This is a genomic window from Nocardia fusca NBRC 14340, from assembly GCF_001618425.1.
Classification (GTDB): domain Bacteria; phylum Actinomycetota; class Actinomycetes; order Mycobacteriales; family Mycobacteriaceae; genus Nocardia; species Nocardia fusca.
The window spans coordinates 202,933-224,432 of the sequence record NZ_BDCU01000022.1 but is presented as its reverse complement, the minus strand read 5'-3'; the positions used below and the strand labels follow the sequence as shown (position 1 = coordinate 224,432).

Sequence of the window (21,500 nt, the reverse complement as noted above, 5' to 3'; positions counted from 1 at the left end):
TACGAATTCGCGCACGAGATATGCGCCGGGTCCGGGAAACGATTCGCTGTTGTGGGCCGTTCACACTCCGATGCCGGAGGGCAGGAGCAAGCGCTCGAACGTGCCCTCTACGACACACTTGACGAAGTCCGATTGATTCATCGTGTACGCACGCAGGTCGATATCGTGCGGAAAAACCGGTACCCGACCCATACGGTACTCGGCGGCACCGACGAGAAAAGTTCGGATCACCGAATCGGAGCCGGCCTTCGTCTGCGGAGACTGATAAAGCTTATAGGCTACGTCAGCCCATTTTCCGGGGGTGAGTTCACCGGGTTGGGCAAGTTGCTCGAATGCATCCTGGAGTATCCGTCTCCTGGCGTCCGCGGTCGCCGTAATCGTAATAGCTTCCTTGTCTGTGGGAATTTCCCATTTGCTGACATCGACCCCGTGATCGGCGGCGCGTTCCTTCATGGCCACTGCAGCCCGTTTGGCGCTCTCATCTTTGAGGAGCCGATTGCCAGGGACCTCTGTGCCATCAGACAGGCGTACCATATTCTGCAGCTCGTCCCCGGCTACTTCCTCGGTACGGAATCGCTTCAAAACTCGTTCAGCAGTCTTGTCGTAGATAATACTTCTGAGCGAAGGCTCCCCTCCTAGCCAGCCCTTATTTTTGCCGTCCCATTCAGCGTTGTGGCGGAGAATATTGTTCCCGAACCAGTCATAGTTCGGGTCTTCGTCTGTGATCAGGTCCTCTGATAAATATCGATTGAGGACGGTGCTGGCGCTCTCGACATTGTATTCGATTCGCGATTTCTGTACGCGAAAGTACTCGGTTGCCCAGTCCTCCGCTGTCGGGTTTCTATCCAAAGCAGTCAGACGACCAACCGTTCCGTTGGCGGTGTCGGCCTGCCACTCGGCGAACTTTCGGAGCTCGGCTATTCTCTCCAAATTCTCTTCTGCGAAGGGTCGAGGGCCGACACCGGTAGTCCAACTGATCAGACGACCCGGAAACGGAAAATCCGTACCGACTATTAGGTTGCAGCCCTTTCGGAGAGGGTGAACGATCTCACCTCGATAGTCGGCAGTGATGATTTCGCAGACTTTCTGCGCTTCTATTCCCAGAGTGTCGGCGATCTGACGAAGGATCTCGCGGGTAGTTGATCTCATACGGTGGCGACTTCGGCCGCAGTTCGAATTCTTCGATTGATGGCCGGTCGCCACGCGTGCTGCGGTCTCCAGGATGATCTCGCGGAGTCGGCCGCTGCCAGTGCGTCGCGTTGGAGGTGGCGATCCTGCGATCGGCCGGACACCCTGGCGCAGCCGATCCGGGCGGTGCTGGTGCGCGACATCCCCGGATCTTCCCGAAATCCATCCCGGAATTCAAGGTCGGACATCCTGTTGAGGGATGCACGCCGGGATGGCACCCCGTGGGCTTTCGCGACTGCCCGGCAGTCGGTCCGGATTCGACCCCGAGCTCGGTCGGTCACTGCATCACGGCGTGGATGGCCGTGTCGGCGTGGATGTTTCGGCGCGCGAAGAGATCTCGTGAGGGCCGGCTCGGGCTGGTCGGCGCGGTCGATGGCGGTGCCGCTGGGTCGCCCGCCGTCGACGATTTCACACGATACCGTCGCTGCGGCGGGCTCGGGGTGGTGCTGCCGCTGTGCGGCTCCCGCCACGCCGGAGGCGGCGTCGAATAGCGCGAAGTCGTCCGCCGCCCGGCTCTGTCGACGACAATGCGCAGATGGGACGCGATGGAGCGGGGGCTCGCGAGCGTAAGCGTCATGGCCGGCACTACACCCCGGCCGCGCTTGCGGGTTTTCTGGCGGGCCGGGTGGCGGCGCGGATCGGCGCCTCGGGGTCCGTGCGGGTCCTCGATCCGGCATGCGGTTCCGGGGAGTTGTTATTCGCTATCAAAGACGCGTTGGCCGACCGGCTGCCGGGGATTCCGGTCGAGCTGGTGGGTTACGACCTGGACCCGGATGGGTTGGCGCTGGCTCGGCAGCGGGCCGCGGAATCGGGGATCGGGGCGGAATGGCGGAAGCGGGACTTCCTGGCCGATTACGCGGGTATGCCCGCCGAATCGTTCGATGCGGTGATCGCGAATCCGCCGTATGTGCGCACTCAGCAGTTAGGTGGGGAGGCGGCGCTGGCACTGCGCGGGCAGTTCGGGTTGCGGGGCCGGATCGATCTCACCCATCCGTTCGTCGCGGCGCTGCCGCGATTGATGGCGCCGGGCGCGGTGCTGGGCCTGCTGTGCGCCAATCGTTTTCTCACCACGAAGGCGGGCGCGAATCTGCGAGAGGTGCTGCTGGCCGATCTGATGCCGGTGGAACTGTACGACCTGGGGGATACCAAGCTGTTCGAAGCGGCGGTACTGCCGGCGGTGACGATTGCCGTGCGCGGCGGGACGCGTGGGTACTGCCGGTACGTATCGGTCTATGAGGAGGAGGCCGGTGCCGCACCGGTCAGGGAAATCAGGGGCGTGGCCGGCTCGGCACCGACCGTGGGGACCCGGGGCTCCGCGCGGCCTGGCGAGTGGGGTTCGGCCGGCACGACCCGGGAGGAACGGGCGACGGTGGCCGGGCCCGCCGGAAGCGGATCGCGCGGAGTCGGCGGCGGACCCGTCGGATGCCCGGCAGCCGTGGACGGTGAGCGGGAGCTGTTCGCGGCCCTGACCGGAAGCGCCGATGCGATGGTGTGGCGGCAGGGTCGCCGCTTTGCGGTGACGGTGGGAGAGCTGGCGACCGAGCCCGGCGCGGCGGCGTCCGCGGTGGGGTGGCGGATGTCGCGAGTAGGGCACGACGACTGGTTGCGCGGGGTCACCGAGCGGATGTGGCGCACCTTCGGGGACCTGGGACGTATCCGGGTAGGAATCAAGACCAATGCGGACAAGGTTTTCATCGCGGCGCACTGGGGTGATCCGGCGGCCGAACCGGAGCTGCTGCGCGACCTCATCACCCATCACGATCTGCGGCCGTGGCAGATCGATCGGATCCGCCGGACCCGGGTGCTGTATCCGTACGACCTCACGCGGACACGCCGGGTGCCGGTGGATTTGGCGCGGTATCCGCGGACCGCGGCCTACCTGGAGCAGCATCGGGAGGTCCTGGCGGCGCGAGGTTATCTCACCGGGGCAGGCCGGGAATGGTTCGAGCACTGGGTGCCGCAGCGGCCGCATCTGTGGCGGACTCCAAAGGTGGTGTTCCCGGATATCAGCGACCGGGCCCGTTTCGCGCTGGACCGATCCGGTGCGGTGGTCAACGGTGACTGCTACTGGATTTCGCTGGCAGACCTGGGCGGCGACGCCGGCGCCGAGAATATGGCCTGCCTGATGATGGGTGTCGCGAACTCGTCGCTGGGACTGCGCTATTACGACGCGGTCTGCGGTAACCGGCTCTATTCGGGACGGCGGCGCTGGATCACCCAGTACGTGTCCCGGTTACCGCTCCCGGATCCGGGGACCCCGGCCGCGCTCGCGATCGTGCGCCGGGTGCGGGAACTGGCCGCGGAACCGGAGCCCGGCGTGGCGGGGCAGGCGGAATTGGACGAGCTGGTGAACCGGGCGTTCGCCTGGTGACCCGGATCAGTTCGGGCTGTGCCAGGCGACCATGGGCAGCAGGGTGCGGCGGGCGAATTCACGGCCGGCGGCCTCATCCTGGATGGGGATCAGACCGTCGGGCGTGAGTGCCAGCGACAGCGCCAGCCGAGCCATGATCTCGGCGACCAGGTCCGGGTCGAAATCATTGCCGCTGTCGTGCAGTTCCCGCAGTTTCGCGGCCAGATAGGTGCGGCCGACGGCCAGGATGGGGCCGGCTTCGGTGGTGAGCCGGGGCAGTACGAGATCGGGTTCGGTGCGCAGCAGCCGGATCAGCAGCGGGTTGCCGGCGATGGCGGAGATGAAGGCGACGAAGATCTCCACGAGCTGATCCTCGGAGCCGGCCACCGTGCGCACCCGGTTGTCGATCTTGGTGACGAAACGCTGCGCCTCCCGGACGGTGACCGCTTCGACCAGGTCGTTCTTGGATTCGAAGCGGCGGTAGAGGGTCGCGGGACTGATACCGGCGCGGCGGGCGATCTCGCCCATGCTGGTGCGTTTGATGCCGAAGTCCAGGAACGCCGAGAGCGCGCTGTCGAGCACTTTCCCGCTGTCGGCGGGTGGCTCGGCCAGGATGCGTTGCAGAATCGGCGGTACGGGCGACATGGTCCTCACACCTTATCCGACACCGGATGCACCGGGTGACCTGCGCGTTGGTTTCGTGCCGGGTATCACTCCCGCGGCAAATCGAGTTCGGCCATCTCGTGCTCGATCGCGTTGGCCGCGAAATCGACTCCCCTGGAACGCAGTTCGTGGACTCTGCGTCGCAGCGCCTCGATACCTCCTGGCTGCGCGGCGATATCCGCCACGCTCACCCGCCCGGCCGACCGGCGCGTCTCGGACTGCTCGCACGCCACCCGTCATACCTCCTGCCGGGCACCTCGCCGTGCCCACCTGGACGGGTCGCCCGAAATGCCGACGCCTTGCAGGACAGCGGGTTTCGGGTCAACCCGTCTCCCCGGATACGTTGTTACATGGTAGCAGGCACCTACTGGACGCTTGTCCAATAACGTGTCCGGATGGCGCCCGCGATCAGATCTCTTTCGCCAACCGATGCTCGGACATATGGTGCAGATACACCATGGCATTGAGCTCCACCCCGCGCTGCTGCTCCGCGGTGAGTTCGCGGCGGACCTTGCCCGGCACACCGGCCACCAGCGAACCCGGCGGAATCTGCGCGCCCTCGGGGATCAGCGCATTGGCCGCGATCAGGCTGCCCCGGCCGATCACTGCGCCGTTCAATACGGTCGCGCCCATCCCGATCAGGCAGTCGTCCTCGACCGTGCATCCGTGCAGGATCGCGTTGTGCCCGACCGAGACCCCGGCGCCCACGGTCGCCGGGAAGCCCGGGTCGGCGTGCAGTACGCAGCCGTCCTGGATATTGCTGCGCTCGCCGACGGTGATCAGTTCGGTGTCACCGCGCAGGACCGCGTTGTACCAGATACTGACCTGGGCCCCGAGCTTCACCCGGCCGATCACGTTCGCAGTGGGCGCGATCCAGGCGGTCTCGTCTATCTCGGGCCGGTGGCCACTGACTTCGATCCTCATATACGCAACCTAACCCGCCCGTTCCGGTGACCGGCGAGGCGGTGGAGAAGGTGTGCCCTCGGCGGCCTCAGCTCTCGCCGGAGTCACGCAGAATCCATTCGGGCCCGGCATCGGCGGGCAGGTCCCGCAGCTTGTCCGGATTACGGACGACATGGATGGCGGTGATCCGGCCGTCGTCGACGGTGAAGGAGAACACCCCGTGGTGCTGACCGTCGAACACCAGCAGCCCGGGCATTCCGTTGACCTCGATGGTCCGGCCCCAGCCGCCCGCCGCGGCCGGGACGTTGTACCAGCCGAGCAGCATCTTGGCGATGATCTCGGCACCTGCGACCGGTTTACGAATGGCGGGTACCTTGCCGCCACCGTCGGCGGTGAGAGTCACCCGGTCGTCGAGTACGCCGAGCAGCGCACTCATATCGCCGGACCGCCAGGCCACCGCGAAGGCCGAGACCACCTTTTCCTGTTCGTCCGGGGACGCGGGGAAGCGCGGAGTCCCGTCCTCGACCCGTTTGCGGGCGCGCGAGGCGAGCTGCCGGACCGCGGCGGGGGTGCGGCCCACCACCTCGGCGACCTCCGGGCCCGACATGCCGAACACATCCTGCAGGACGAACGCGGTGCGTTCGGCCGGGGAGAGCGATTCCAGGACCACCAGCAGCGCCATGGTGACCCGTTCGTCCTGGGAGATCCGATCCGCGGGATCCTCCCAGTCGGTCACGGTGGGTTCGGGTAGCCACTCACCCACGTACTGTTCGCGCCGCATCCGCGCCGAACCGAGCTGATCGAGGGCCAGGCGGCCGGTGACCGTGGTCAGCCACGCCTGCAGATTGTCGATGGGTACGCCGCCGGACTCCTGCTGCCGCTGCAGCCGCAGCCACGCCTCCTGCACCACATCGTCGGCGTCGCTGAGGCTGCCGAGGGTGCTGTAGGCGAGACGGCGCAGGTACGGGCGCAGTTCTTCGAAACGCCGGGCCAGCTCGGCGGAATCTTCTCGGTCGGTCACTGCGGTTCCCCGTTCGGTCGATGCCCGGCGGGCGGGCAATGGTCTCGCCGAGTCGACGACGGGCGCGCCCGATCTGTGACATCGGTGCGTCCCGGTCGCCGGCGGTGGTGCGGTGACGACCGTATCCGGCCGCGCCGGCTGCCTCTGCCGGCGCGCATACCGTTCGGGGGAATTCCGTCCCCGGCACGGCCGGGCGGCCGGTGCTGGATACGCTCACCCGGTGCGCAGAGGTGTTTCGACCGCGGCGGGTCTGCTGATCGGGTTCGCCATCGATCGGGCGGTCGGGGACCCGCGGCGCGGGCATCCGGTGGCGGGGTTCGGGCTGGTGGCCGCGTCGGTGGAGACGATGACCTATGCCGACCATCGCCGGGCGGGGGTGGTACACGAACTGCTGCTCGTGGGGTCCGTGGTCGGCCTGGGCGCGGCGCTGCGCCGGGGTGGCGCCGTACCGGTGGCGGCGGCGACCTGGACGGTGCTCGGGGGCCGCAGCCTGGCGCGGACCGGACAGCTGATGGCCGACCGGCTCGAAGCCGGGGATCTCGCCGCCGCCCGTGAACTGCTGCCCGCCCTGTGCGGCCGCGATCCGGCGGCGCTGGACGCGGACGGCCTGGCCCGGGCAGCCCTGGAATCGATCGCCGAGAACACCTCCGACGCCGCGGTCGCGCCACTGCTGTGGGGCGCGGTGGCCGGTGTTCCCGGACTGCTCGGCTATCGGGCGGTGAACACCCTCGACGCCATGATCGGCTACCGCAACCAGCGCTACCGGCGGTTCGGGTGGGCGGCCGCCCGCGTGGACGATCTGGCGAATCTGTTGCCCGCCCGGGCGACCGGGCTGCTCACGGCGCTGGTGGCGCCGCTGGTCGGCGGCCGGCCCGGCATGGTACTGCGGACCTGGCGACGGGATGCCGGAAAGCATCCGAGTCCGAATGCCGGGGTGGTGGAAGCGGCGGCGGCCGGGGCGCTCGGGGTGCGCCTCGGTGGGCGGACCGAATACCGGCACGGGGTCGAGCAGCGGCCGGAGCTGGGTGCGGGGCCGGCGCCCACGGTCGGCGATTTGCGGCGCGCGGTGCGGTTGTCCGAACTCGTGCAGTACGCGGCGGTGGTTTCGGCGGCAGCGGTCGCGGTGCTGTGGGATCGGCTACGTGCCCGGCGCACCCGGGTTCGGGCCGGATAACCCGCCGGCATCGATCTCGCCACCGAGACCTCGACTGCCCGGGTATCAGGGGCGGGTGCGGCCGTATCGATCGGCCAGGCGGACCTCGGTGGTGACCGGCTGTTCGGAGTCGGCCGACCGCGGCTCGCCGGGCTCGGGTGCGGCCTTCGCCGCGGGCCGCTGCTTACGCCGTTCGCGGATCTCGGCCCAGGCGAAATAGCCCAGACCCAGCGGCGCCATGATGCCGAACGCCAGCCATTGCAACCCGTAGGAGAGGTAGGGCCCGGCGTCGAGCTGGGGCAGCGGTACCGGAGTGAACGCGCCCGGCTGGTCCTGCGACAGCTGGAGGTAGGAGCCGCGCTCACCCACCGGAAGCGGGGTCAGCGGAAGTCCGAGGACCGTGGTCTCCTGCGGGACGTCGATGGAATAGACGTGCGGGGCACCGTCCTGGACGGCGGGCGCGCGCTCCGGGTCGACGTTCTCCGAGACCCGGATCCGGCCCTCGATCCGTTGTACGCCGGACGGCGCGGGGTCGATCGGCGGCGCCTGCGAGCCGTCGACCGCTGCCACCAGACCGCGGTCCACGAGCAGGGTGCGGCCGTCGGTGAGGGTGAACGCGGACAGCACACCGAAACCGGGTGCGCCGTCGAGATGCCGCAAGCGGACCAGCACGGTCGAATCGGGTACGTAGCTGCCCTCGGCGAAGACCTTCCGCCATTCCGTGGCCGCCTCCGCCGCCGTGCCGTCGAGAATCGCGGTGACCGCCACCGGATCGGCGTGCACCGAATCGGCGATCAGCTGGTTGCGTTCGGAGGTGGACTCGTTCTTGCCGAGCTGCCAGGGGGCCAGCACGGTGAAACACAGGTACGCGAACGCGACCACCAGCGCGGCCAGGATCAGCCAGCCGGGACGCAGCAGGAAGGCGAGGCGGCGCATCAGGCCGCACCACCGGTCACCGGCGCTCTGGCGGCGAGCGCGGCGTGGACCCAGGCGAGCAGGCCCGGGACCGCGGCCTCGATCTGCTCGCGGACGAGCTCGAATCCGGCCGTGTCGCCGTAGTACGGGTCCGGCACATCGGTGCCGTCGGCGTGCGGGTCGAAACTGCGCAGCAGGCGGCGGCGTTCGAGTGGGATCCCGCGGACGGCCAGGTGACGGTCGTGTTCGGCGGTCATGGCGACGACGAGGTCGGCGTCGGTGTGCTCGGCACCGAACCCGGCGGCCCGGTGCCCGGTGGGGTAGCCGTGGCGGCGCAGGGTCTCGGTGGTGCGCGGGTCGGCGTCGGACCCGGTATGCCAGTCGTGGGTGCCCGCACTGCTGACCCGTACCCGGTCGTCGAGCCCGGCCCGGGACAGATGTGCCAGCAGGATCTTCTCCGCCATCGGCGATCGGCAGATGTTGCCGGTACAGACGAACGATATGTGCAGCTCACCCACGACAGCCATTCTGGCGGGTCGGCCGGCCCGCGCGCCACGTAGGGTGCGTCTCATGCTCACCGAACATATTGATTTCGCCGGGCTGCGTCATCACGGTGATGTGGAAGCCCAGCCGGGTCTGCTCGATTTCGCGGTGAACGTCCAGGGCACCGCGCCCCCCCGCTGGCTACGCGACCGGCTGGTCGCCGCCCTGGACTCGCTCGGCCGGTACCCCGCCGCCGCCGACGAGCGGCACGCCCGGGAAGTCGTGGCGGCCCGGCACGGGCTCGCCGCCGATCAGGTGCTGCCCCTGGCCGGTGGGGCGGAAGGGTTCGCGCTGCTGCCGCGGCTGTCACCCCGGCTGGCGGCGGTGGTGCACCCGTCGTTCACCGAGCCCGAACTCGCCCTGCGCGAGGCCGGGGTACCGGTGCACCGGGTGCTGCTGGAACCGCCCTACGCCCTGGATCCCGCCCTGGTCCCGGAAGAGGCGGACCTGGTGGTGCTCGGCAACCCCACCAACCCGACCTCCGTGCTGCACCCGGCCGACGTCGTGCGCGCGCTGCTGCGCCCGGGGCGGGTCGTGGTGGTGGACGAGGCCTTCATGGACGCGGTGCCCGGGGAAACGGAGTCGCTGGCCGGGGAAGCGGGGGAGGGGCTGCTGGTCTTGCGCAGCCTCACCAAGACCTGGGCGCTGGCCGGGTTGCGGTGCGGCTACCTGCTCGGCGCGCCCGAGGTGCTGCGGCAATTGGTCCGGGGCCGGGCGCACTGGCCGGTGGGCACGCTGCAGCTCGCCGCGATCGCCGCCACCGCCGCGCCGCGTGCCCTCGCGGAGAGTGCGGCGCGGGCGCTGGAGATCGGCGGGGACCGCGCGGCGATGATCGAGCGACTGCTCGGCGCCGGGGTGGCGGTGCAGACCCCGGCGGACGCGCCGTTCCTGCTGCTCGAGGTGGAACACGGGGAGATCCTGCGCGAATACCTGCGCCGGCACGGGATCGCGGTGCGGCGCGGCGATACCTTCCCGGGCCTGGGGCCGGAGCATGTGCGGGTGGCCGTCCGGCCGCCGGCCGATGTCGAACGCCTGGTGGCGGCACTCGGAAACGCCGGGCGTCTGGTCTAGCGTCCGGTGCCGGTGGGCGGTCCACCGCGCCGGATCCGCGTGCGCGCGACATGATTGTCGCCGACTCACCCGAGGACTCCCGAGAGAAAGGTGCGCCGTGGCCACCCTTGCCGAACTCGTCGCGACGCTGGAGACGGCCTATCCGCCGCGGCTGGCCGAACCGTGGGATTCGGTGGGTCTGGTCTGCGGGGATCCCACGGAGGCCGTGCGGCGGGTGCTCTTCGCCGTCGATGTCACCGCCGCCGTGGTGGACGAGGCGGTGCAGTGGGGCGCCCAGGCGGTGGTGGCCCACCATCCGCTGCTGCTGCGAGGTGTCGACAGTGTCTCGGCCGACCGGCCCAAGGGCGCGCTGGTGCATCGGCTGATCCGCGCGGGCTGCGCCCTGTTCACCGCGCATACGAACGCCGATTCCGCCGACCCCGGCGTCTCCGACGCCCTGGCCGCGGCACTCGGTCTGACGGTGACGGGCCCGCTGGACCCGAAACCGGTGGCGGCGGTGGACAAGTGGACCGTCCAGGTGCCGCCGGAGCAGGCCGACGCGGTGCTGGCGGCGCTGTTCGCCGCGGGCGCGGGCGGCTCCGGCGACTATCGGGAGGCCGCCTGGCGGGTCACCGGGACCGGTCAGTTCCGGCCGCTGGACGGCGCGAACCCGGCAGTCGGCGCGATCGGCGAATTGGCCCGGGTGACAGAGGACCGGCTGGAGGTGGTCGCCCCCGCCGGAAGCCGGGCCGCGGTGCTCGCGGCGTTGCGGTCGGCGCATCCCTACGAGGAGCCCGCCTACCACGTGACCGAACGGGCCGCGCTCACCGGACACCAGGGCCTGGGCCGGATCGGTACGCTCGCCGAACCGCTGACGCTGCGCGAGTTCACCGCCCGCGCCGCCGCCGCCCTGCCGGCGACGACCTGGGGGGTGCGGGCCGCCGGCGACCCCGACCGGATACTGCGCACCGTGGCGGTCTGCGGTGGGGCGGGTGACTCCCTGCTCGATACCGCCGCCCGCCGCGGCGTCGACGCGTACCTCACCGCCGACCTACGCCACCACCCCGCCGACGAGCATCTGCGCCGGTCGAGTCCCGCGCTGATCGACGCGGCGCACTGGGCGACCGAGTTCCCCTGGTGCGCGCAGGCTGCCGCGGTGGTCCGGGACGGGCTCCCAAATCTGGAGACACGGGTTTCCACCGTGCGCACCGATCCGTGGACGGTCGGTTGCGGCGGCTGACCGCGGCGCCCGAGGACGCGAGAGCGGGTTCGGACCGGTCGGCGACACCGGCGCCGCCGCGCGGAGTACGGTGGACGTTCTTATCCGTCCACAGCGTGCAGGGAGTTCGTTCGCGTTGAATGTCGAACCATCGATCCAGGCCAAACTGCTGCGTCTCGCCGAGGTCGACACCGAACTGACCCGGATCGCGCACCGGCGCAGCGTCCTCCCCGAACAGCAGGAGGTCGACCGGTTCGAGGCCGAACGCAACACGCACAAGGACGCGGCCGTGGCCGTGGAGATCGTGCTGGACGATCTCGACCGCGATATCCGCAAGCTCGAGGGTGAGATCGAGGCCGTCCGCAAACGCGAGGACCGCGACCGCGGCGTCCTGGAGGCGGGTTCGGTGGGCGCGAAACAGCTGTCCGAACTGCAGCACGAGCTGGCGAGCCTGGAACGGCGCCGATCGGTGCTCGAGGACGATCTGCTCGAGGTGATGGAACGCCGCGAGGCCTCCGCCGCCGACCACGAACACGCCGGCGCCCGGCTGGACCGCACCGAGACCGAACTCGCCGCCGCCCGCGGCCGCCGCGACGAGGCACTCGCCGATCTCGACGTCGCCCAGCAACGCTGCGAAACCGATCGCGCGAATCTGGTCGGCATGTTTCCGGAAGATCTGCTGGCCCTCTACGACCGGCAGCGCGCCGCGCACGGTATCGGCGCGGCGCTGCTACAGGCCCGCCGCTGCGGCGCCTGCCGGATCGAACTGGACCGCGGCGAGATCGCCCGGATCACGAAAACCGCACCCGATCAGGTGGTGCGCTGTCCGGAATGCGGCGCGGTGCTGGTGCGGACCAAGGAATCCGGATTGTGAGACCGCGCCGGACAGCGGAGTCCGAGTAGCGGGAGCGGGAGGCCGAAATGAGCGTGCGCGAGGTCATCGTCGAGGCCGACGGGGGATCCCGGGGTAACCCGGGCCCGGCCGGTTACGGGGCGGTGGTGTTCGACGCGGACCGGGTGGGAGTGCTCGCCGAACGCCGGGAGGCCCTGGGCGTCACGACCAACAATGTCGCGGAGTACCGCGGGCTGATCGCCGGACTGGAAGCGGCCGCCGAACTCGGGGCCCGGGTGGTCGCGGTGCGGATGGACTCCAAACTCGTGGTCGAGCAGATGTCGGGTCGCTGGAAGGTCAAGCACGCGGCGCTGATTCCGCTCGCCGATCGCGCGCGGCGGCTGGCCGCGGATTTCGACCGGGTGACCTACCGCTGGATACCGCGCGCCGAGAACTCCCACGCCGACCGGCTGGCCAACGAGGCCATGGACGACGGCAAACTGGTCGCCGAGGTCCATGCGGCGGATCCGGCCACGGCACGATCGGCCGCCCCCGCGTCGGCCGCCGACCCGGTCGCGGATTCGCAGAGCGCGTCGGCCCGCCTGTCCGGGCCCGGCCCCGGCTGGACCGGTGCGGCCGGTCGCCCGACCAGGCTGCTGCTGTTGCGGCACGGCCAGACCGAGCTGTCGGTGCAGCGGCGCTATTCCGGTCGCGGCAACCCGCCGCTGACCGCGGTGGGCCGGGAACAGGCGGCCCGGGCGGCGAAAATGCTGGCCGCCAAGGGCGGTATCTCCGCGATTGTGACCTCACCGCTGGGCCGGGCCCGGGAAACCGCCGAGGCGGCCGGCGCGGCACTCGGTATCGAGGTACGGGTCGTCGACGGTCTCACCGAAACCGATTTCGGCGACTGGGAGGGGCTGACCTTCCGGGAGGCCGCCGAACGCGATCCGGAGCTGCACGCCCGCTGGCTGGGCGATCCGTCGTTGCCGGCCCCCGGCGGCGAAAGCTTCGACACGGTCCGGGAACGGGTGGAAGCGGTGCGCCGCGACCTCGTCGCGCGGTATCCCGGAGCGAATGTCGTTGTGGTCAGCCATGTGACGCCGATCAAAACGCTGCTACAGCTGGCGCTGGGAGTCGGGCCGTCGCTGCTGTACCGCCTGCACCTGGACCTGGCATCGCTCTCGCTCGCGGAGTTCTACCCGGACGGTGGTTCGTCGGTGCGGCTGGTCAACGATACGAGCTATCTCTGAGCCGCCCGACGGATCGGGCGGGTGTCGGCCGGTAGCGCAGCGGCTCGTGCGCAGTTGGTGCCTGAGCTCAACCGGCCGGAGGGTCACGAGGCGGACCTGGCCCGTGACCGTCAGCGGGCCGGGTCTCCTTCCCCGCTCCTATTTGTTGCCATAGTGGTAGCGCGCTTGCATCACGACCACCGTGGTCTCGTCATCGTCGGTGACGATGGCATAGACAAGCCGATGCTCCGCGTCGATACGGCGGGACCAGACGTTGGCGGCGAAGTACTTCAACCGCTCGGGTTTGCCGATTCCCCCATAAGGATCGCGTGTGATGTCGGTGATCAGATTCCCGATGCGTTTGAGCTGCTTACGTTCTTTGAGCGCCCAATACATGAAGTCTTCCCAGCCTTCATCGGTAAAGGCGATCCTCATTGCGGTATTTCTCCTTACAGGTCCAAGTCGAACTCGCTCAGATCCCGTTCGGAGTACTCACCGCGCTGCACGGCCTCGAGACTGCGCAAGAGGCGAATAGCGTTGGCGGGCGAAGCCATGAGGTACTGGGTTTCGACCATCGCGTCGTAGTCGTCTTTCGACAGAATGACGACGTTCCCGCTCTTGCTCACTACCTCGACGGCATCGTGATCGGCAACGACCCGGCCGACGATATTGAACAGGTTCTTTCGCGCTTCCGTAGTGGTGATTGCTTCCATGGCGTAACTCCGTGGTAGATGTACTGGATAGCGTACCACTTATGTACCGTTTTCTGTCAGTAGGCTGGTGGAGTGACGCGTAGGGCGGGGGCCGGATGCGTCTTTTTGGTGCACGCACGTGGTTCTCATGCTGTCGTCGGCGGAAAACTCCGGCGGGTCAGGGTGGCGCCGCCCGCGATGCGGTCGCATCCTCAGCCGAGGGCACCCGCCGTGAGCGCACCGGCCCGGTCCCGGAGGAATTCTGCCGTGAACTCGTCGAGCGGGTAGAAGAATTCGACCGCCAGCTCCGACAACGTCACGTCCGCGGGCGCGCCGAAGGTGGCCATGGTGCCGAACAGTGAGAGCTCACCGTGCGGGGTGCGCACCCGGATCGGGACCTGGAACGGGCCGGAATCGGTACCGTCGGTCTCCTCGAGGTCGGAGTAGACCGGCGGATAGCCGCTGACCTCGTCGAAGAGGTCGCGCAACCGGGGGTCGCCGGTGGTGCCGGCCTGCCGGGCCAGCCGTTCCAGCAACTGTTCGCGCACCTGGCGGGGGTTGGCGAGCCGGGCGGCGAGGCCCTCCGGATGCAGGACCAGCCGATAGACGTTCGGCCGGTCGGCCAGCAGGCGGAGGGGCACGCCGTCGGTGAGCACCGCCAGTGCCGAATTGGCGGTGACCACGTCCCACCAGCGATCGACCGCCACCGCGGGATAGGGCTCGTGGGCGGTGAGCATATGCTCCAGGGCCGCCCGAGCCGAGGCGAGATGGGCGTCGTCGAGACTGCTCTCCTGGTAGGCGGGCGCGAATCCGGCGGCGACCAGCAGCGTATTGCGTTCCCGCAGCGGCACGTCCAGCGTCTGCGACAGGCGCAGCACCATCTCCCGGCTCGGCGCCGAGCGTCCGGTCTCCACACACGACAGATGCCGGGCCGAGGTACCCGCCGCCAGTGCCAGATCCAGCTGGCTCAGCCGCCGCCGTTGCCGCCATTCCCGCACCAGGGCACCGACCCGCGACGGGCTCCCGCTCACACGCACCTCCATATCGTGAGCGTATCGAGGGCCGGGACGCGGTGACCATGACCTCGGAGGTCATTGAACCGCTGACCGTCCGGCGGCACAGTCGGGGACGCAACAGTCAGTGCTGATCCGAGAGGCAGACGATCATGACCACCGCGACCCTGTCCGCACCCGCGACTTCCGGCGACCTGCTGCGCCGCACCCTGCGCCTCGACGGCTGGGGCACCGGAGCCTTCGGTGTCCTGATGCTCGCCGGCGCCGTACCGCTGCGAGACCCCCTGGGCTTCCCGACCTCGTCGTCGGTCCCATTCGGTGTCGCCATGCTCGGTGGCGCGTTGGTTCTGCTGCTCATCGCCGGTTATCCGGTCATCTCGTCGCGGCATGCGACGGGGGTGGTCGCGTTCAACTCGCTCTGTGTGCTGGGGCTGCTCGCCCTGCCGTTCTCCGGCCTGCTCGAGCTCACCGGTGCCGGCGTGGCGTTCGTCCTGACCGGCGCGTTCGTCGTCGCGGTGTTCGCGGTGCTGGAGTACACCGGTCTGCGGCGGATCACCGGGTGACCGTGCGGGCCCAGGTGCTCGACGAACGCATGCGCCCGGTCCCCATCGGGGACGCCGACGAGGTCTATGCGTCCGGTGGCAGCGCGGGGCCTCCTTGGTGCCCCCGTGGGTCAGGCCGGATAGCAGTGGATCTCGGTAGCCTTCAGCGCCGCCCACAATTCCGATCCCGGCCGGATACGCAGATCCGCCACGGTGGCGGGGGTGATATCGGCCAGCGCCGGAATCGCCCCGTCTAGCCGGACCCGCACCGTGTGGGCGTGCTGTTCGAGACCGGCCACCGTCACCGGCCAGGTGTTGCGCGGACTGCCGGCGGGCCGCTGCGGGTGCAGGCCGACCGCGGACGGCGCGAAGGTGAGATGCACCGGGCCGGTGGCCGGTTCGGCGACGGTGAGCTCACCGCCGCCGGCCAGCCGGACCACGGTCCCCGCCGCGGTCCCCCGGAACAGGTTGAGTCCCACCAGGTCCGCGACATAGTCGGAGCGGGGCCGCCGGGCCACTTCACCGGGTGGCCCCTGCTGGACCACCACCCCGCCCTCCACGATGACGAGCCGGTCCGCGAGCACCATGGCGTCGAGCGGATCGTGGGTGACCAGCAGGGTATGGCCGGGGTAGTCGCCGAGGTGGTGGGACAGTTCGGACCGCACCCGGACCCGGGTCGCCGCGTCCAGCGCCGCCAGCGGCTCGTCCAGCAGCAGCAGCTCCGGTTCGACGGCCAGGGCGCGGGCCAGCGCGACCCGCTGGGCCTGACCACCGGACAGGGCCCGGGGCCGGGCGCCGGTATGCTCGGCCAGACCCACCCGGTGCAGCCAGTGCGCGGCCCGTGCCCGGGCGGCGGCCCGGCGCAGCCCGCGAGCGCGCAGCCCGAAGGCCACGTTCTCCAGTGCGTCGAGGTGGGCGAAGAGCAGATAATCCTGGAACACCACCCCCACCGAACGGTGCTCGGGTGGTACGAACGCTCCCGGCGGCGCATCCCATATCCGGTCGTCGAGCCGGATCGTTCCGGCCGTGAGCGGGGTGAGTCCCGCCAGGGCACGCAGGGCGGTGGTCTTCCCGGCGCCGTTGGGGCCGAGCAGGGCGACGACCTCGCCGGGGGCGAGTCGCAGGTCAAGATCCAGTGCGAAATCACCGCGGGTCACCCGCAGTTCGGCCGTCAGCGTCACAGCACTCCCCGCAGCCAGCGTTCCCGTAGCGCGGCGAGCACCACCACCGAGACCAGCAGCAGCACCAGACTGAGCACGATCGCCGCGGCCGGGTCGGTTTCCAGCGCCAGGTAGACCGCCAGCGGCATGGTGGTGGTCGTGCCCGGGAAGTTACCGGCGAATGTGATGGTGGCGCCGAATTCGCCCAGCGCCCGCGCCCAGCAGAGCACCGTCCCGGCCACCACACCGGGCAGGATCGAGGGCAGCGTCACGCGGCGGAAGGTCAACCAGCGGGAGGCGCCCAGCGTCGCCGCGGCCTCCTCGTAGCGGGGATCGGTCCCGCGCAGCGCGCCCTCCACCGAGATCACCAGGAAGGGCATCGCCACGAACGCCTCCGCCACCACCACCGCCGCGGTGGTGAAGGGTAGTGCCACCCCGAACCAGTCGTAGAGGTACCGGCCGACCAGCCCACGGCGGCCGAGTACCAGCAGCAGCGCCACCCCGCCGACCACCGGTGGCAGTACCAGGGGCACAGTGACCAGCGCTCGCACCAGGCCGCGGCCGGGCAGATCGCCGCGGGCCAGCAGCCAGGCCAATGGGATACCCAGCACCAGGCACAGCACGGTGGCCGAGCTCGCGCACACCAGCGAGAGACGCAGCGCCTGCCCCACCTCCGCGGAGACCAACCGTTCGGGCAGATCCCGCCACGGTGCCCGGACCAACAGCCCGGCCAGCGGGACGATCAGGAACACCAGTCCCAGCAGCGCGGGCGCGACCAGGACGATCGGCCGCCGGCCCCGGACCGCCCGGCGCCGGCGCAGTGCCGTCGCCCGGCGCCCCACCGGGCCGGCGCTCACGGTGTATCGAAACCGGCCGTGGTGAAGACCGTGCGCGCCTGCGGTGACAGGACGAATGCGACGAACGCCGCGGCGGCGGCCGGGTTGGGTGCCTGCGCCACCGGCGCGATCGGATAGTCGTTGATCGCCTGCGCCGATTCCGGGAACTCGATCCCGGTGATCTCGTCGCCCGCGGCCCGGACATCGGTCCGGTACACCAGCGCGGCATCGACTTCACCGAGCGTCACCTTGGTGAGCACGGCTTTCACATCGGGTTCGCGGGTATCGGGTCGCGGGGTGACCCCGGCCGCGGCGAAAACCTTGTCGGCGGCCGCCCCGCAGGGCACCTGTTCGGCGCACAGCGCGATCCGTGGTCCGGGACGGCCGAAATCGGCGAGCCCGCTGATACTGCCCGGATTACCGGCGGGCACCGCGATCTCGAGCCGGTTGCTGACGAAGGTGACCGGCCCGGCGGTGATATCGCCCGATTCGATCACCTGCTCCATATTGCGCGGCGCGGCGGAGGCGAACACATCGGCCGGCGCGCCCTGCCCGATCTGCTCGGCCAGCGCCGAACTGCCGCCGAAGCCGAACACCACATCGACCCCGGGATGGGTCTGCTCGAACTGCTCGCCGAGGGTGGTGAAGGTTTCGGTGAGCGAGGCCGCGGCGAAAACGGTGACCGTCCCGGTGATCCCGTTACCCGAACCGCCGGAGCCGTCCCCGGAGTCCTGGCCGGCGCAGCCCGCCAGCACGGTCATCAGCACGGCCACCGGGGCCAGTCGGCGCACCACGCGCCCTACTGTCGTCGTCATCGTCAACTCTCCGGGATCTCGACCACCACATGCGTCGACTTGACCGACGCGACCGTCACACTGCCCACCTCGATACCGAGTTCGTCCACCGACTCCCGGCTCAGCAGGGAGACCAGCCGGAACGGCCCGGCCTGCATCTCCACCTGCGCCATCACGGTGTCGGTGACCACCCGGGTCACGATGCCGCGCATCCGGTTGCGGGCCGAGGCCGCCACGGTCACCCCGAGTTCGGGCGCTTCGGCGTGCTGCCGCGCGAATTCGGCCAGATCCCGGCCCCGCACACCTTTGCGGCCGTTCTCCAGCCGGACCGCGGGGAGCCGTCCCTGATCTATCCAGCGCCGCACGGTGTCATCGCTGACCCCGAGTAGCCCGGCGGCTTCCTTGATCCGCAGATACGTCACAATCTGGAGTATATAGCCGGAGATGCGGGATAAGAGTGGGAAAAGCGGCAAACCTCTCAACCCGCGGGCAGCGGCAGGATCATCTCGTTTTCGATGATCGTCGTCGGCTCACTGTTCTATCGTCCTGGGGCCGATTACCGCGATTCGCGGATCGATCGACCGTTCTTCCACTGCTCGGCTGCAGCGGTACCATTGCTGGGCGAGAGAGTGAGGTGTCGGTAGTGGAGCGTCGTGCGAAATCAGAGGCAACGGTGAAGGAAGCGGTAAGGCGATCAGCTGTGCGGTCGACCAAGGCATCGGCACGTTTGGAGCGGCGTACTGTGCCCACTGGTTTCGTGCGTTCGGAACGAGTCGCGCAGTTCTTGGCCGAGCGTCGACACCAAGCCTGATGTCCTTCGCGCCGGGTTACGGAGAAACACCGGTATCCGAGGACGAAGCGAGCATGCTGCTCTCCTCTGCGCGAGAGCTCTTCGGGGAGCCCATCGGCAAGGCCGCCGTCTTCGACCTCGAGCAGGCCGTTCAGGCTTCGGTGACCGAGGAGCTCCTCCTCGCGGTGATCGACGGTGGCCTGAATGTGAACGAGCTGCTCACCGACCACTTCTTACGTGACCTCCACCGCCGCCTCTACGGGGACATCTGGATCTGGGCGGGTAGCTTCCGCCGCCGCGAGCTCAATATAGGTGTGGCTCCGGAACAGATCGCTGTCGAACTTCGTATGTCGCTGGAAACCATCCACTACCGCTGGAACTGCACCGACGATTGGTCGCCGCGCCAGCTGGGTATCGCTGTGCACGCCGAAACCGTCCGCATCCATCCGTTCACCGACGGTAACGGCCGGACCACCCGCCTGCTCGCAGATCTCGTGTACGCCGCAGCTCAAGATGTGGAGAGTCCAGATCTTTATGACTGGGACCTCGACAAGCAGCGGTACATCGAGTTGCTGAGGCAGTACGACCGGCACCGTAATCCTCTCGAACTCGCCGCGTACATCGGAACGAGGCCGTTGGGGGAGTGACTTCCGGTCCGACTGCTTCGGCCGGTCGCCTCGATGCATCTACGCTGCTTAAGCGCTGTCCGGATCAACTCATCGACTCGCCGGCAGTGGCAGGATCATCTCGTTCTCCGGGCGAGGGTCGTCCTCGGCGCACGGTCTACTCGCCCCGGTGGGGATGAACTCGTTGCGTAGGTACAGCTGTTCGGCAGGTCGGTTCCCGTCCAGCACCCACAACCGTAAGCTCGGGTGACCGGCCTGCGTCGCCCATTCGATCACGGCGCGGACCAGCCCGTCCGATACTCCGGTCCGGCGCGCCCGCGGCGCGGTCCACATCGACACCAGTTCGGGACCGTCCGGGGTGACGATCGCCCCCGCCGAACCCGCCGGGTGCGTATCGGGCCCGGCCACGAAGAACGGATCCCGCCGGGCGGTCCACTCCCGCCAATGCGGTTCATCCCAGGTGAGCGCCTCCGTATGGCTGGTGGAAAAGGTTCCGGGTGCCGATCCGGCCAGTGCGTCCAATCGGACCAGGCGTGCGATGCGCCAGTCCTCGGGTCCGATCCGTCGTATCCGCATTCTTCGATGGTGCGGGGAACATCTCTGTGCGGCAACGGATATACCGCGAAGCTCGCGCCGGCCCTGGCGGCCGGGAGCAGAGTGATCGCAATCGCGGGGGCGGATCTTCGGGGGAGTATCCGGTGCAGTTCACCGGCGTGGTGAGCGTGGCCCGGTCGGTGGATAACCCGCTGCGGCCGAGGGGCCGGGGCGCGGCCGAACGCGATCCGGGCCGTCTCGTGTCGCGGAGGTCGCGCCCGCCGGGATCGTAGGAGGATCAGCGGATGCGTAGCGCCGAGGACCTACTGGACGCCGCCGCGGGAGAACTCCCCGCCATGCTGGACCGGTTCCGTCTGCTGGTGGACTGTGAATCCCCGTCGAACGATCCGCGGGGCCTGGAGCGCTGTGCCGCGTTGATCCGGCCGTGGCTGTCGGAGGCGCTCGAACGCCCCGTGCGATTGGCGCGCGTGCATGAGAACGTGCACGTCCTGGCCGAAGCGCCCTATCCCCGAGTGCTGATCCTCGGGCATTTCGACACCGTCTGGCCCGTGGGCACCACCGCCGACCGGCCCTTCTCGATCACCGGCGGGATCGCCACGGGTCCCGGCACCTTCGATATGAAGGGCGGGATCGTGCAGGCGCTCGCCGCGATCGAACTCCTCGCGGACACCTCGCATATCAGCGTCTTGCTGACCAGTGACGAGGAGGTCGGTTCGGCGTCGTCGCGGCAGTTGCTCGAGGAGCAGGCACGGAAGGCCGGGGCGGTGCTGGTGTGTGAGCCCAGTGCGGACGGCGGCGCGGTGAAGATCGGGCGCAAGGGTCTGGCCGCCTACCGCGTCGCGGTCACCGGCCGGGCGGCCCACGCCGGATTGGAACCGGAGCTGGGGGTGAACGCGGGCGTCGAGCTGGCACATCAGATCCTCGCGATCGCCGGCCTGGCTTCCGGGGACACCTCGGTGGTGCCGGCGGTCCTCGCCGGGGGTACCACGGTGAACACCGTCCCGGAATCCGCGGAGTGCTCGGTGGACGCGCGATCGTGGTCGGTGGCGGATCTGGAACAGGTGGACCGGGCGATGTTCGCGCTCACCCCGCGCCTGCCGGGAGCGACGGTGACGATCACCGGCGGTATCGCCAGGCTGCCGTTCGAGGAGTCCAGTGCCCGCGGGCTGTACCGCGAAGCCGCGGCGGCGGCCCGGGAACTCGGCATGGCCCCACTGCAGGCGGTGCGGTCCGGCGGCGCCTCGGACGGCAACTTCACGGCCGCGATCGGCGTCCCCACGCTGGACGGGCTCGGCGCGGTAGGTGCTCACCCGCACGCCCGCGACGAATATGTCGATGTGAATGCCATGCCGGAACGGGTCGCCCTGCTCGCCGCCCTCCTGGAGCGGTTGCGGCACCGGTCGCCGAGCGCGTGACCGAGGGACGG

24 protein-coding genes are annotated in these 21,500 nt (G+C 69.4%); 9 read left to right on the top strand and 15 right to left on the bottom strand.

Translation table 11 applies throughout. The features are described from left to right. Nucleotides 1-60 precede the first annotated feature (60 nt). On the bottom strand, nt 61-1,149 hold the full coding sequence (locus NF4_RS13870) for a DEAD/DEAH box helicase family protein (protein ID WP_157120294.1): 1,089 nt from the start codon (nt 1,147-1,149) through the stop codon (nt 61-63). Between the two features lie 574 nt (nt 1,150-1,723). Between NF4_RS13870 and NF4_RS13860 the strand changes: the two genes are divergently transcribed. Then, complete coding sequence (locus NF4_RS13860; protein WP_063127755.1) at nt 1,724-3,559, top strand: Eco57I restriction-modification methylase domain-containing protein; 1,836 nt, start codon at nt 1,724-1,726, stop codon at nt 3,557-3,559. 6 nt (nt 3,560-3,565) lie between these two features. On the opposite strand, the gene NF4_RS13855 is transcribed toward NF4_RS13860, so the two are convergent. From NF4_RS13855 to sigJ, 4 genes are all read right to left on the bottom strand, one after another. After that, complete coding sequence (locus NF4_RS13855) at nt 3,566-4,183, bottom strand: TetR/AcrR family transcriptional regulator (protein ID WP_063127754.1); 618 nt, start codon at nt 4,181-4,183, stop codon at nt 3,566-3,568. Nucleotides 4,184-4,248: 65 nt separating this feature from the next. Beyond that, nucleotides 4,249-4,434, bottom strand: coding sequence for a hypothetical protein (locus NF4_RS13850; protein ID WP_030524034.1), 186 nt, complete (start codon nt 4,432-4,434; stop codon nt 4,249-4,251). A gap of 175 nt (nt 4,435-4,609) precedes the next feature. Beyond that, nucleotides 4,610-5,125: a gamma carbonic anhydrase family protein gene (locus NF4_RS13845; RefSeq protein ID WP_063127753.1), complete on the bottom strand. Its 516-nt coding sequence runs from the start codon at nt 5,123-5,125 to the stop codon at nt 4,610-4,612. A gap of 67 nt (nt 5,126-5,192) precedes the next feature. After that, a complete protein-coding gene (gene sigJ / locus NF4_RS13840; RefSeq protein ID WP_063127752.1) occupies nt 5,193-6,125 on the bottom strand; it encodes an RNA polymerase sigma factor SigJ in 933 nt (310 codons plus the stop codon). 220 nt (nt 6,126-6,345) lie between these two features. Here sigJ and NF4_RS13835 point away from each other — a divergent pair, with 220 nt between their 5' ends. Further along, nucleotides 6,346-7,299: a cobalamin biosynthesis protein gene (locus tag NF4_RS13835; protein ID WP_063127816.1), complete on the top strand. Its 954-nt coding sequence runs from the start codon at nt 6,346-6,348 to the stop codon at nt 7,297-7,299. A gap of 45 nt (nt 7,300-7,344) precedes the next feature. On the opposite strand, the gene NF4_RS13830 is transcribed toward NF4_RS13835, so the two are convergent. After that, nucleotides 7,345-8,214: an SURF1 family cytochrome oxidase biogenesis protein gene (locus tag NF4_RS13830; RefSeq protein WP_063127751.1), complete on the bottom strand. Its 870-nt coding sequence runs from the start codon at nt 8,212-8,214 to the stop codon at nt 7,345-7,347. Further along, the gene (locus NF4_RS13825; protein ID WP_063127750.1) at nt 8,214-8,720 is read right to left on the bottom strand and encodes a low molecular weight protein-tyrosine-phosphatase; all 507 of its coding nucleotides are present in this window, start codon (nt 8,718-8,720) and stop codon (nt 8,214-8,216) included. The genes NF4_RS13830 and NF4_RS13825 overlap by 1 nt, the downstream gene beginning before the upstream one ends. Nucleotides 8,721-8,763: 43 nt before the next feature. Between NF4_RS13825 and cobC the strand changes: the two genes are divergently transcribed. From cobC to NF4_RS13805, 4 genes are all read left to right on the top strand, one after another. Next, entirely contained in the window at nt 8,764-9,807 is a 1,044-nt protein-coding gene (gene cobC / locus NF4_RS13820) for an Rv2231c family histidinol phosphate aminotransferase CobC (RefSeq protein ID WP_063127749.1), read from the top strand. 97 nt (nt 9,808-9,904) lie between these two features. Continuing rightward, nucleotides 9,905-11,026, top strand: coding sequence for a Nif3-like dinuclear metal center hexameric protein (locus NF4_RS13815; RefSeq protein WP_063127748.1), 1,122 nt, complete (start codon nt 9,905-9,907; stop codon nt 11,024-11,026). Between the two features lie 115 nt (nt 11,027-11,141). Beyond that, nucleotides 11,142-11,879: a zinc ribbon domain-containing protein gene (locus NF4_RS13810; RefSeq protein ID WP_063127747.1), complete on the top strand. Its 738-nt coding sequence runs from the start codon at nt 11,142-11,144 to the stop codon at nt 11,877-11,879. Nucleotides 11,880-11,926: 47 nt separating this feature from the next. Beyond that, nucleotides 11,927-13,087, top strand: coding sequence for a bifunctional RNase H/acid phosphatase (locus NF4_RS13805; RefSeq protein WP_063127746.1), 1,161 nt, complete (start codon nt 11,927-11,929; stop codon nt 13,085-13,087). 138 nt (nt 13,088-13,225) lie between these two features. Here NF4_RS13805 and NF4_RS13800 read toward each other — a convergent pair whose 3' ends face one another. The 3 genes from NF4_RS13800 to NF4_RS13790 all read right to left on the bottom strand — a co-directional run bounded on the left by NF4_RS13800 (nt 13,226) and on the right by NF4_RS13790 (nt 14,801). Beyond that, on the bottom strand, nt 13,226-13,501 hold the full coding sequence (locus NF4_RS13800) for a Txe/YoeB family addiction module toxin (RefSeq protein ID WP_063127745.1): 276 nt from the start codon (nt 13,499-13,501) through the stop codon (nt 13,226-13,228). A gap of 14 nt (nt 13,502-13,515) precedes the next feature. After that, complete coding sequence (locus NF4_RS13795; protein WP_063127744.1) at nt 13,516-13,779, bottom strand: type II toxin-antitoxin system Phd/YefM family antitoxin; 264 nt, start codon at nt 13,777-13,779, stop codon at nt 13,516-13,518. Nucleotides 13,780-13,970: 191 nt separating this feature from the next. Further along, nucleotides 13,971-14,801 (bottom strand): helix-turn-helix domain-containing protein, encoded by an 831-nt coding sequence (locus tag NF4_RS13790; RefSeq protein ID WP_063127743.1) that lies wholly within the window; start codon nt 14,799-14,801, stop codon nt 13,971-13,973. A 122-nt stretch (nt 14,802-14,923) separates the two neighbouring features. Between NF4_RS13790 and NF4_RS13785 the strand changes: the two genes are divergently transcribed. Then, complete coding sequence (locus tag NF4_RS13785) at nt 14,924-15,334, top strand: hypothetical protein (RefSeq protein WP_063127742.1); 411 nt, start codon at nt 14,924-14,926, stop codon at nt 15,332-15,334. Between the two features lie 110 nt (nt 15,335-15,444). On the opposite strand, the gene NF4_RS13780 is transcribed toward NF4_RS13785, so the two are convergent. Genes NF4_RS13780 through NF4_RS13765 form a run of 4 tightly spaced genes read right to left on the bottom strand, consistent with a single transcriptional unit; the run spans nt 15,445 to nt 18,525 of the window. Beyond that, entirely contained in the window at nt 15,445-16,494 is a 1,050-nt protein-coding gene (locus tag NF4_RS13780) for an ABC transporter ATP-binding protein (RefSeq protein ID WP_063127741.1), read from the bottom strand. Next, nucleotides 16,491-17,294 carry a molybdate ABC transporter permease subunit gene (modB, locus tag NF4_RS13775; RefSeq protein ID WP_157120315.1) on the bottom strand — a complete coding sequence of 268 codons (804 nt, stop codon included), beginning with the start codon at nt 17,292-17,294 and terminating at the stop codon, nt 16,491-16,493. Before modB ends, NF4_RS13780 begins: the two co-directional genes overlap by 4 nt. Nucleotides 17,295-17,326: 32 nt before the next feature. Further along, on the bottom strand, nt 17,327-18,124 hold the full coding sequence (modA, locus tag NF4_RS13770; RefSeq protein WP_063127740.1) for a molybdate ABC transporter substrate-binding protein: 798 nt from the start codon (nt 18,122-18,124) through the stop codon (nt 17,327-17,329). Nucleotides 18,125-18,126: 2 nt separating this feature from the next. Next, complete coding sequence (locus NF4_RS13765; protein WP_063127739.1) at nt 18,127-18,525, bottom strand: TOBE domain-containing protein; 399 nt, start codon at nt 18,523-18,525, stop codon at nt 18,127-18,129. 388 nt (nt 18,526-18,913) lie between these two features. Here NF4_RS13765 and NF4_RS13760 point away from each other — a divergent pair, with 388 nt between their 5' ends. Then, nucleotides 18,914-19,540 carry a Fic family protein gene (locus NF4_RS13760; RefSeq protein WP_063127738.1) on the top strand — a complete coding sequence of 209 codons (627 nt, stop codon included), beginning with the start codon at nt 18,914-18,916 and terminating at the stop codon, nt 19,538-19,540. A 69-nt stretch (nt 19,541-19,609) separates the two neighbouring features. On the opposite strand, the gene NF4_RS13755 is transcribed toward NF4_RS13760, so the two are convergent. Beyond that, nucleotides 19,610-20,095: a GNAT family N-acetyltransferase gene (locus NF4_RS13755; protein WP_063127737.1), complete on the bottom strand. Its 486-nt coding sequence runs from the start codon at nt 20,093-20,095 to the stop codon at nt 19,610-19,612. A gap of 263 nt (nt 20,096-20,358) precedes the next feature. Here NF4_RS13755 and NF4_RS13750 point away from each other — a divergent pair, with 263 nt between their 5' ends. Beyond that, complete coding sequence (locus tag NF4_RS13750; protein ID WP_084533107.1) at nt 20,359-21,489, top strand: M20 family metallopeptidase; 1,131 nt, start codon at nt 20,359-20,361, stop codon at nt 21,487-21,489. Nucleotides 21,490-21,500 lie beyond the last annotated feature (11 nt).

Bases quoted from the DNA above. Each gene is read 5' to 3' on its own strand.
- cobC (WP_063127749.1), top strand. From the start codon at position 8,764: ATGCTCACCGAACATATTGATTTCGCCGGGCTGCGTCATCACGGTGAT.
- NF4_RS13855 (WP_063127754.1), bottom strand. From the start codon at position 4,183: ATGTCGCCCGTACCGCCGATTCTGCAACGCATCCTGGCCGAGCCACCC.
- NF4_RS13845 (WP_063127753.1), bottom strand. From the start codon at position 5,125: ATGAGGATCGAAGTCAGTGGCCACCGGCCCGAGATAGACGAGACCGCC.
- NF4_RS13805 (WP_063127746.1), top strand. From the start codon at position 11,927: ATGAGCGTGCGCGAGGTCATCGTCGAGGCCGACGGGGGATCCCGGGGT.
- modA (WP_063127740.1), bottom strand. From the start codon at position 18,124: ATGACGACGACAGTAGGGCGCGTGGTGCGCCGACTGGCCCCGGTGGCC.
- NF4_RS13800 (WP_063127745.1), bottom strand. From the start codon at position 13,501: ATGAGGATCGCCTTTACCGATGAAGGCTGGGAAGACTTCATGTATTGG.
- NF4_RS13755 (WP_063127737.1), bottom strand. From the start codon at position 20,095: ATGCGGATACGACGGATCGGACCCGAGGACTGGCGCATCGCACGCCTG.
- NF4_RS13830 (WP_063127751.1), bottom strand. From the start codon at position 8,214: ATGCGCCGCCTCGCCTTCCTGCTGCGTCCCGGCTGGCTGATCCTGGCC.
- NF4_RS13750 (WP_084533107.1), top strand. From the start codon at position 20,359: ATGCGTAGCGCCGAGGACCTACTGGACGCCGCCGCGGGAGAACTCCCC.
- NF4_RS13785 (WP_063127742.1), top strand. From the start codon at position 14,924: ATGACCACCGCGACCCTGTCCGCACCCGCGACTTCCGGCGACCTGCTG.
- NF4_RS13870 (WP_157120294.1), bottom strand. From the start codon at position 1,149: ATGAGATCAACTACCCGCGAGATCCTTCGTCAGATCGCCGACACTCTG.
- NF4_RS13795 (WP_063127744.1), bottom strand. From the start codon at position 13,779: ATGGAAGCAATCACCACTACGGAAGCGCGAAAGAACCTGTTCAATATC.
- NF4_RS13860 (WP_063127755.1), top strand. From the start codon at position 1,724: ATGGGACGCGATGGAGCGGGGGCTCGCGAGCGTAAGCGTCATGGCCGG.
- NF4_RS13790 (WP_063127743.1), bottom strand. From the start codon at position 14,801: ATGGAGGTGCGTGTGAGCGGGAGCCCGTCGCGGGTCGGTGCCCTGGTG.
- NF4_RS13825 (WP_063127750.1), bottom strand. From the start codon at position 8,720: ATGGCTGTCGTGGGTGAGCTGCACATATCGTTCGTCTGTACCGGCAAC.
- NF4_RS13760 (WP_063127738.1), top strand. From the start codon at position 18,914: ATGTCCTTCGCGCCGGGTTACGGAGAAACACCGGTATCCGAGGACGAA.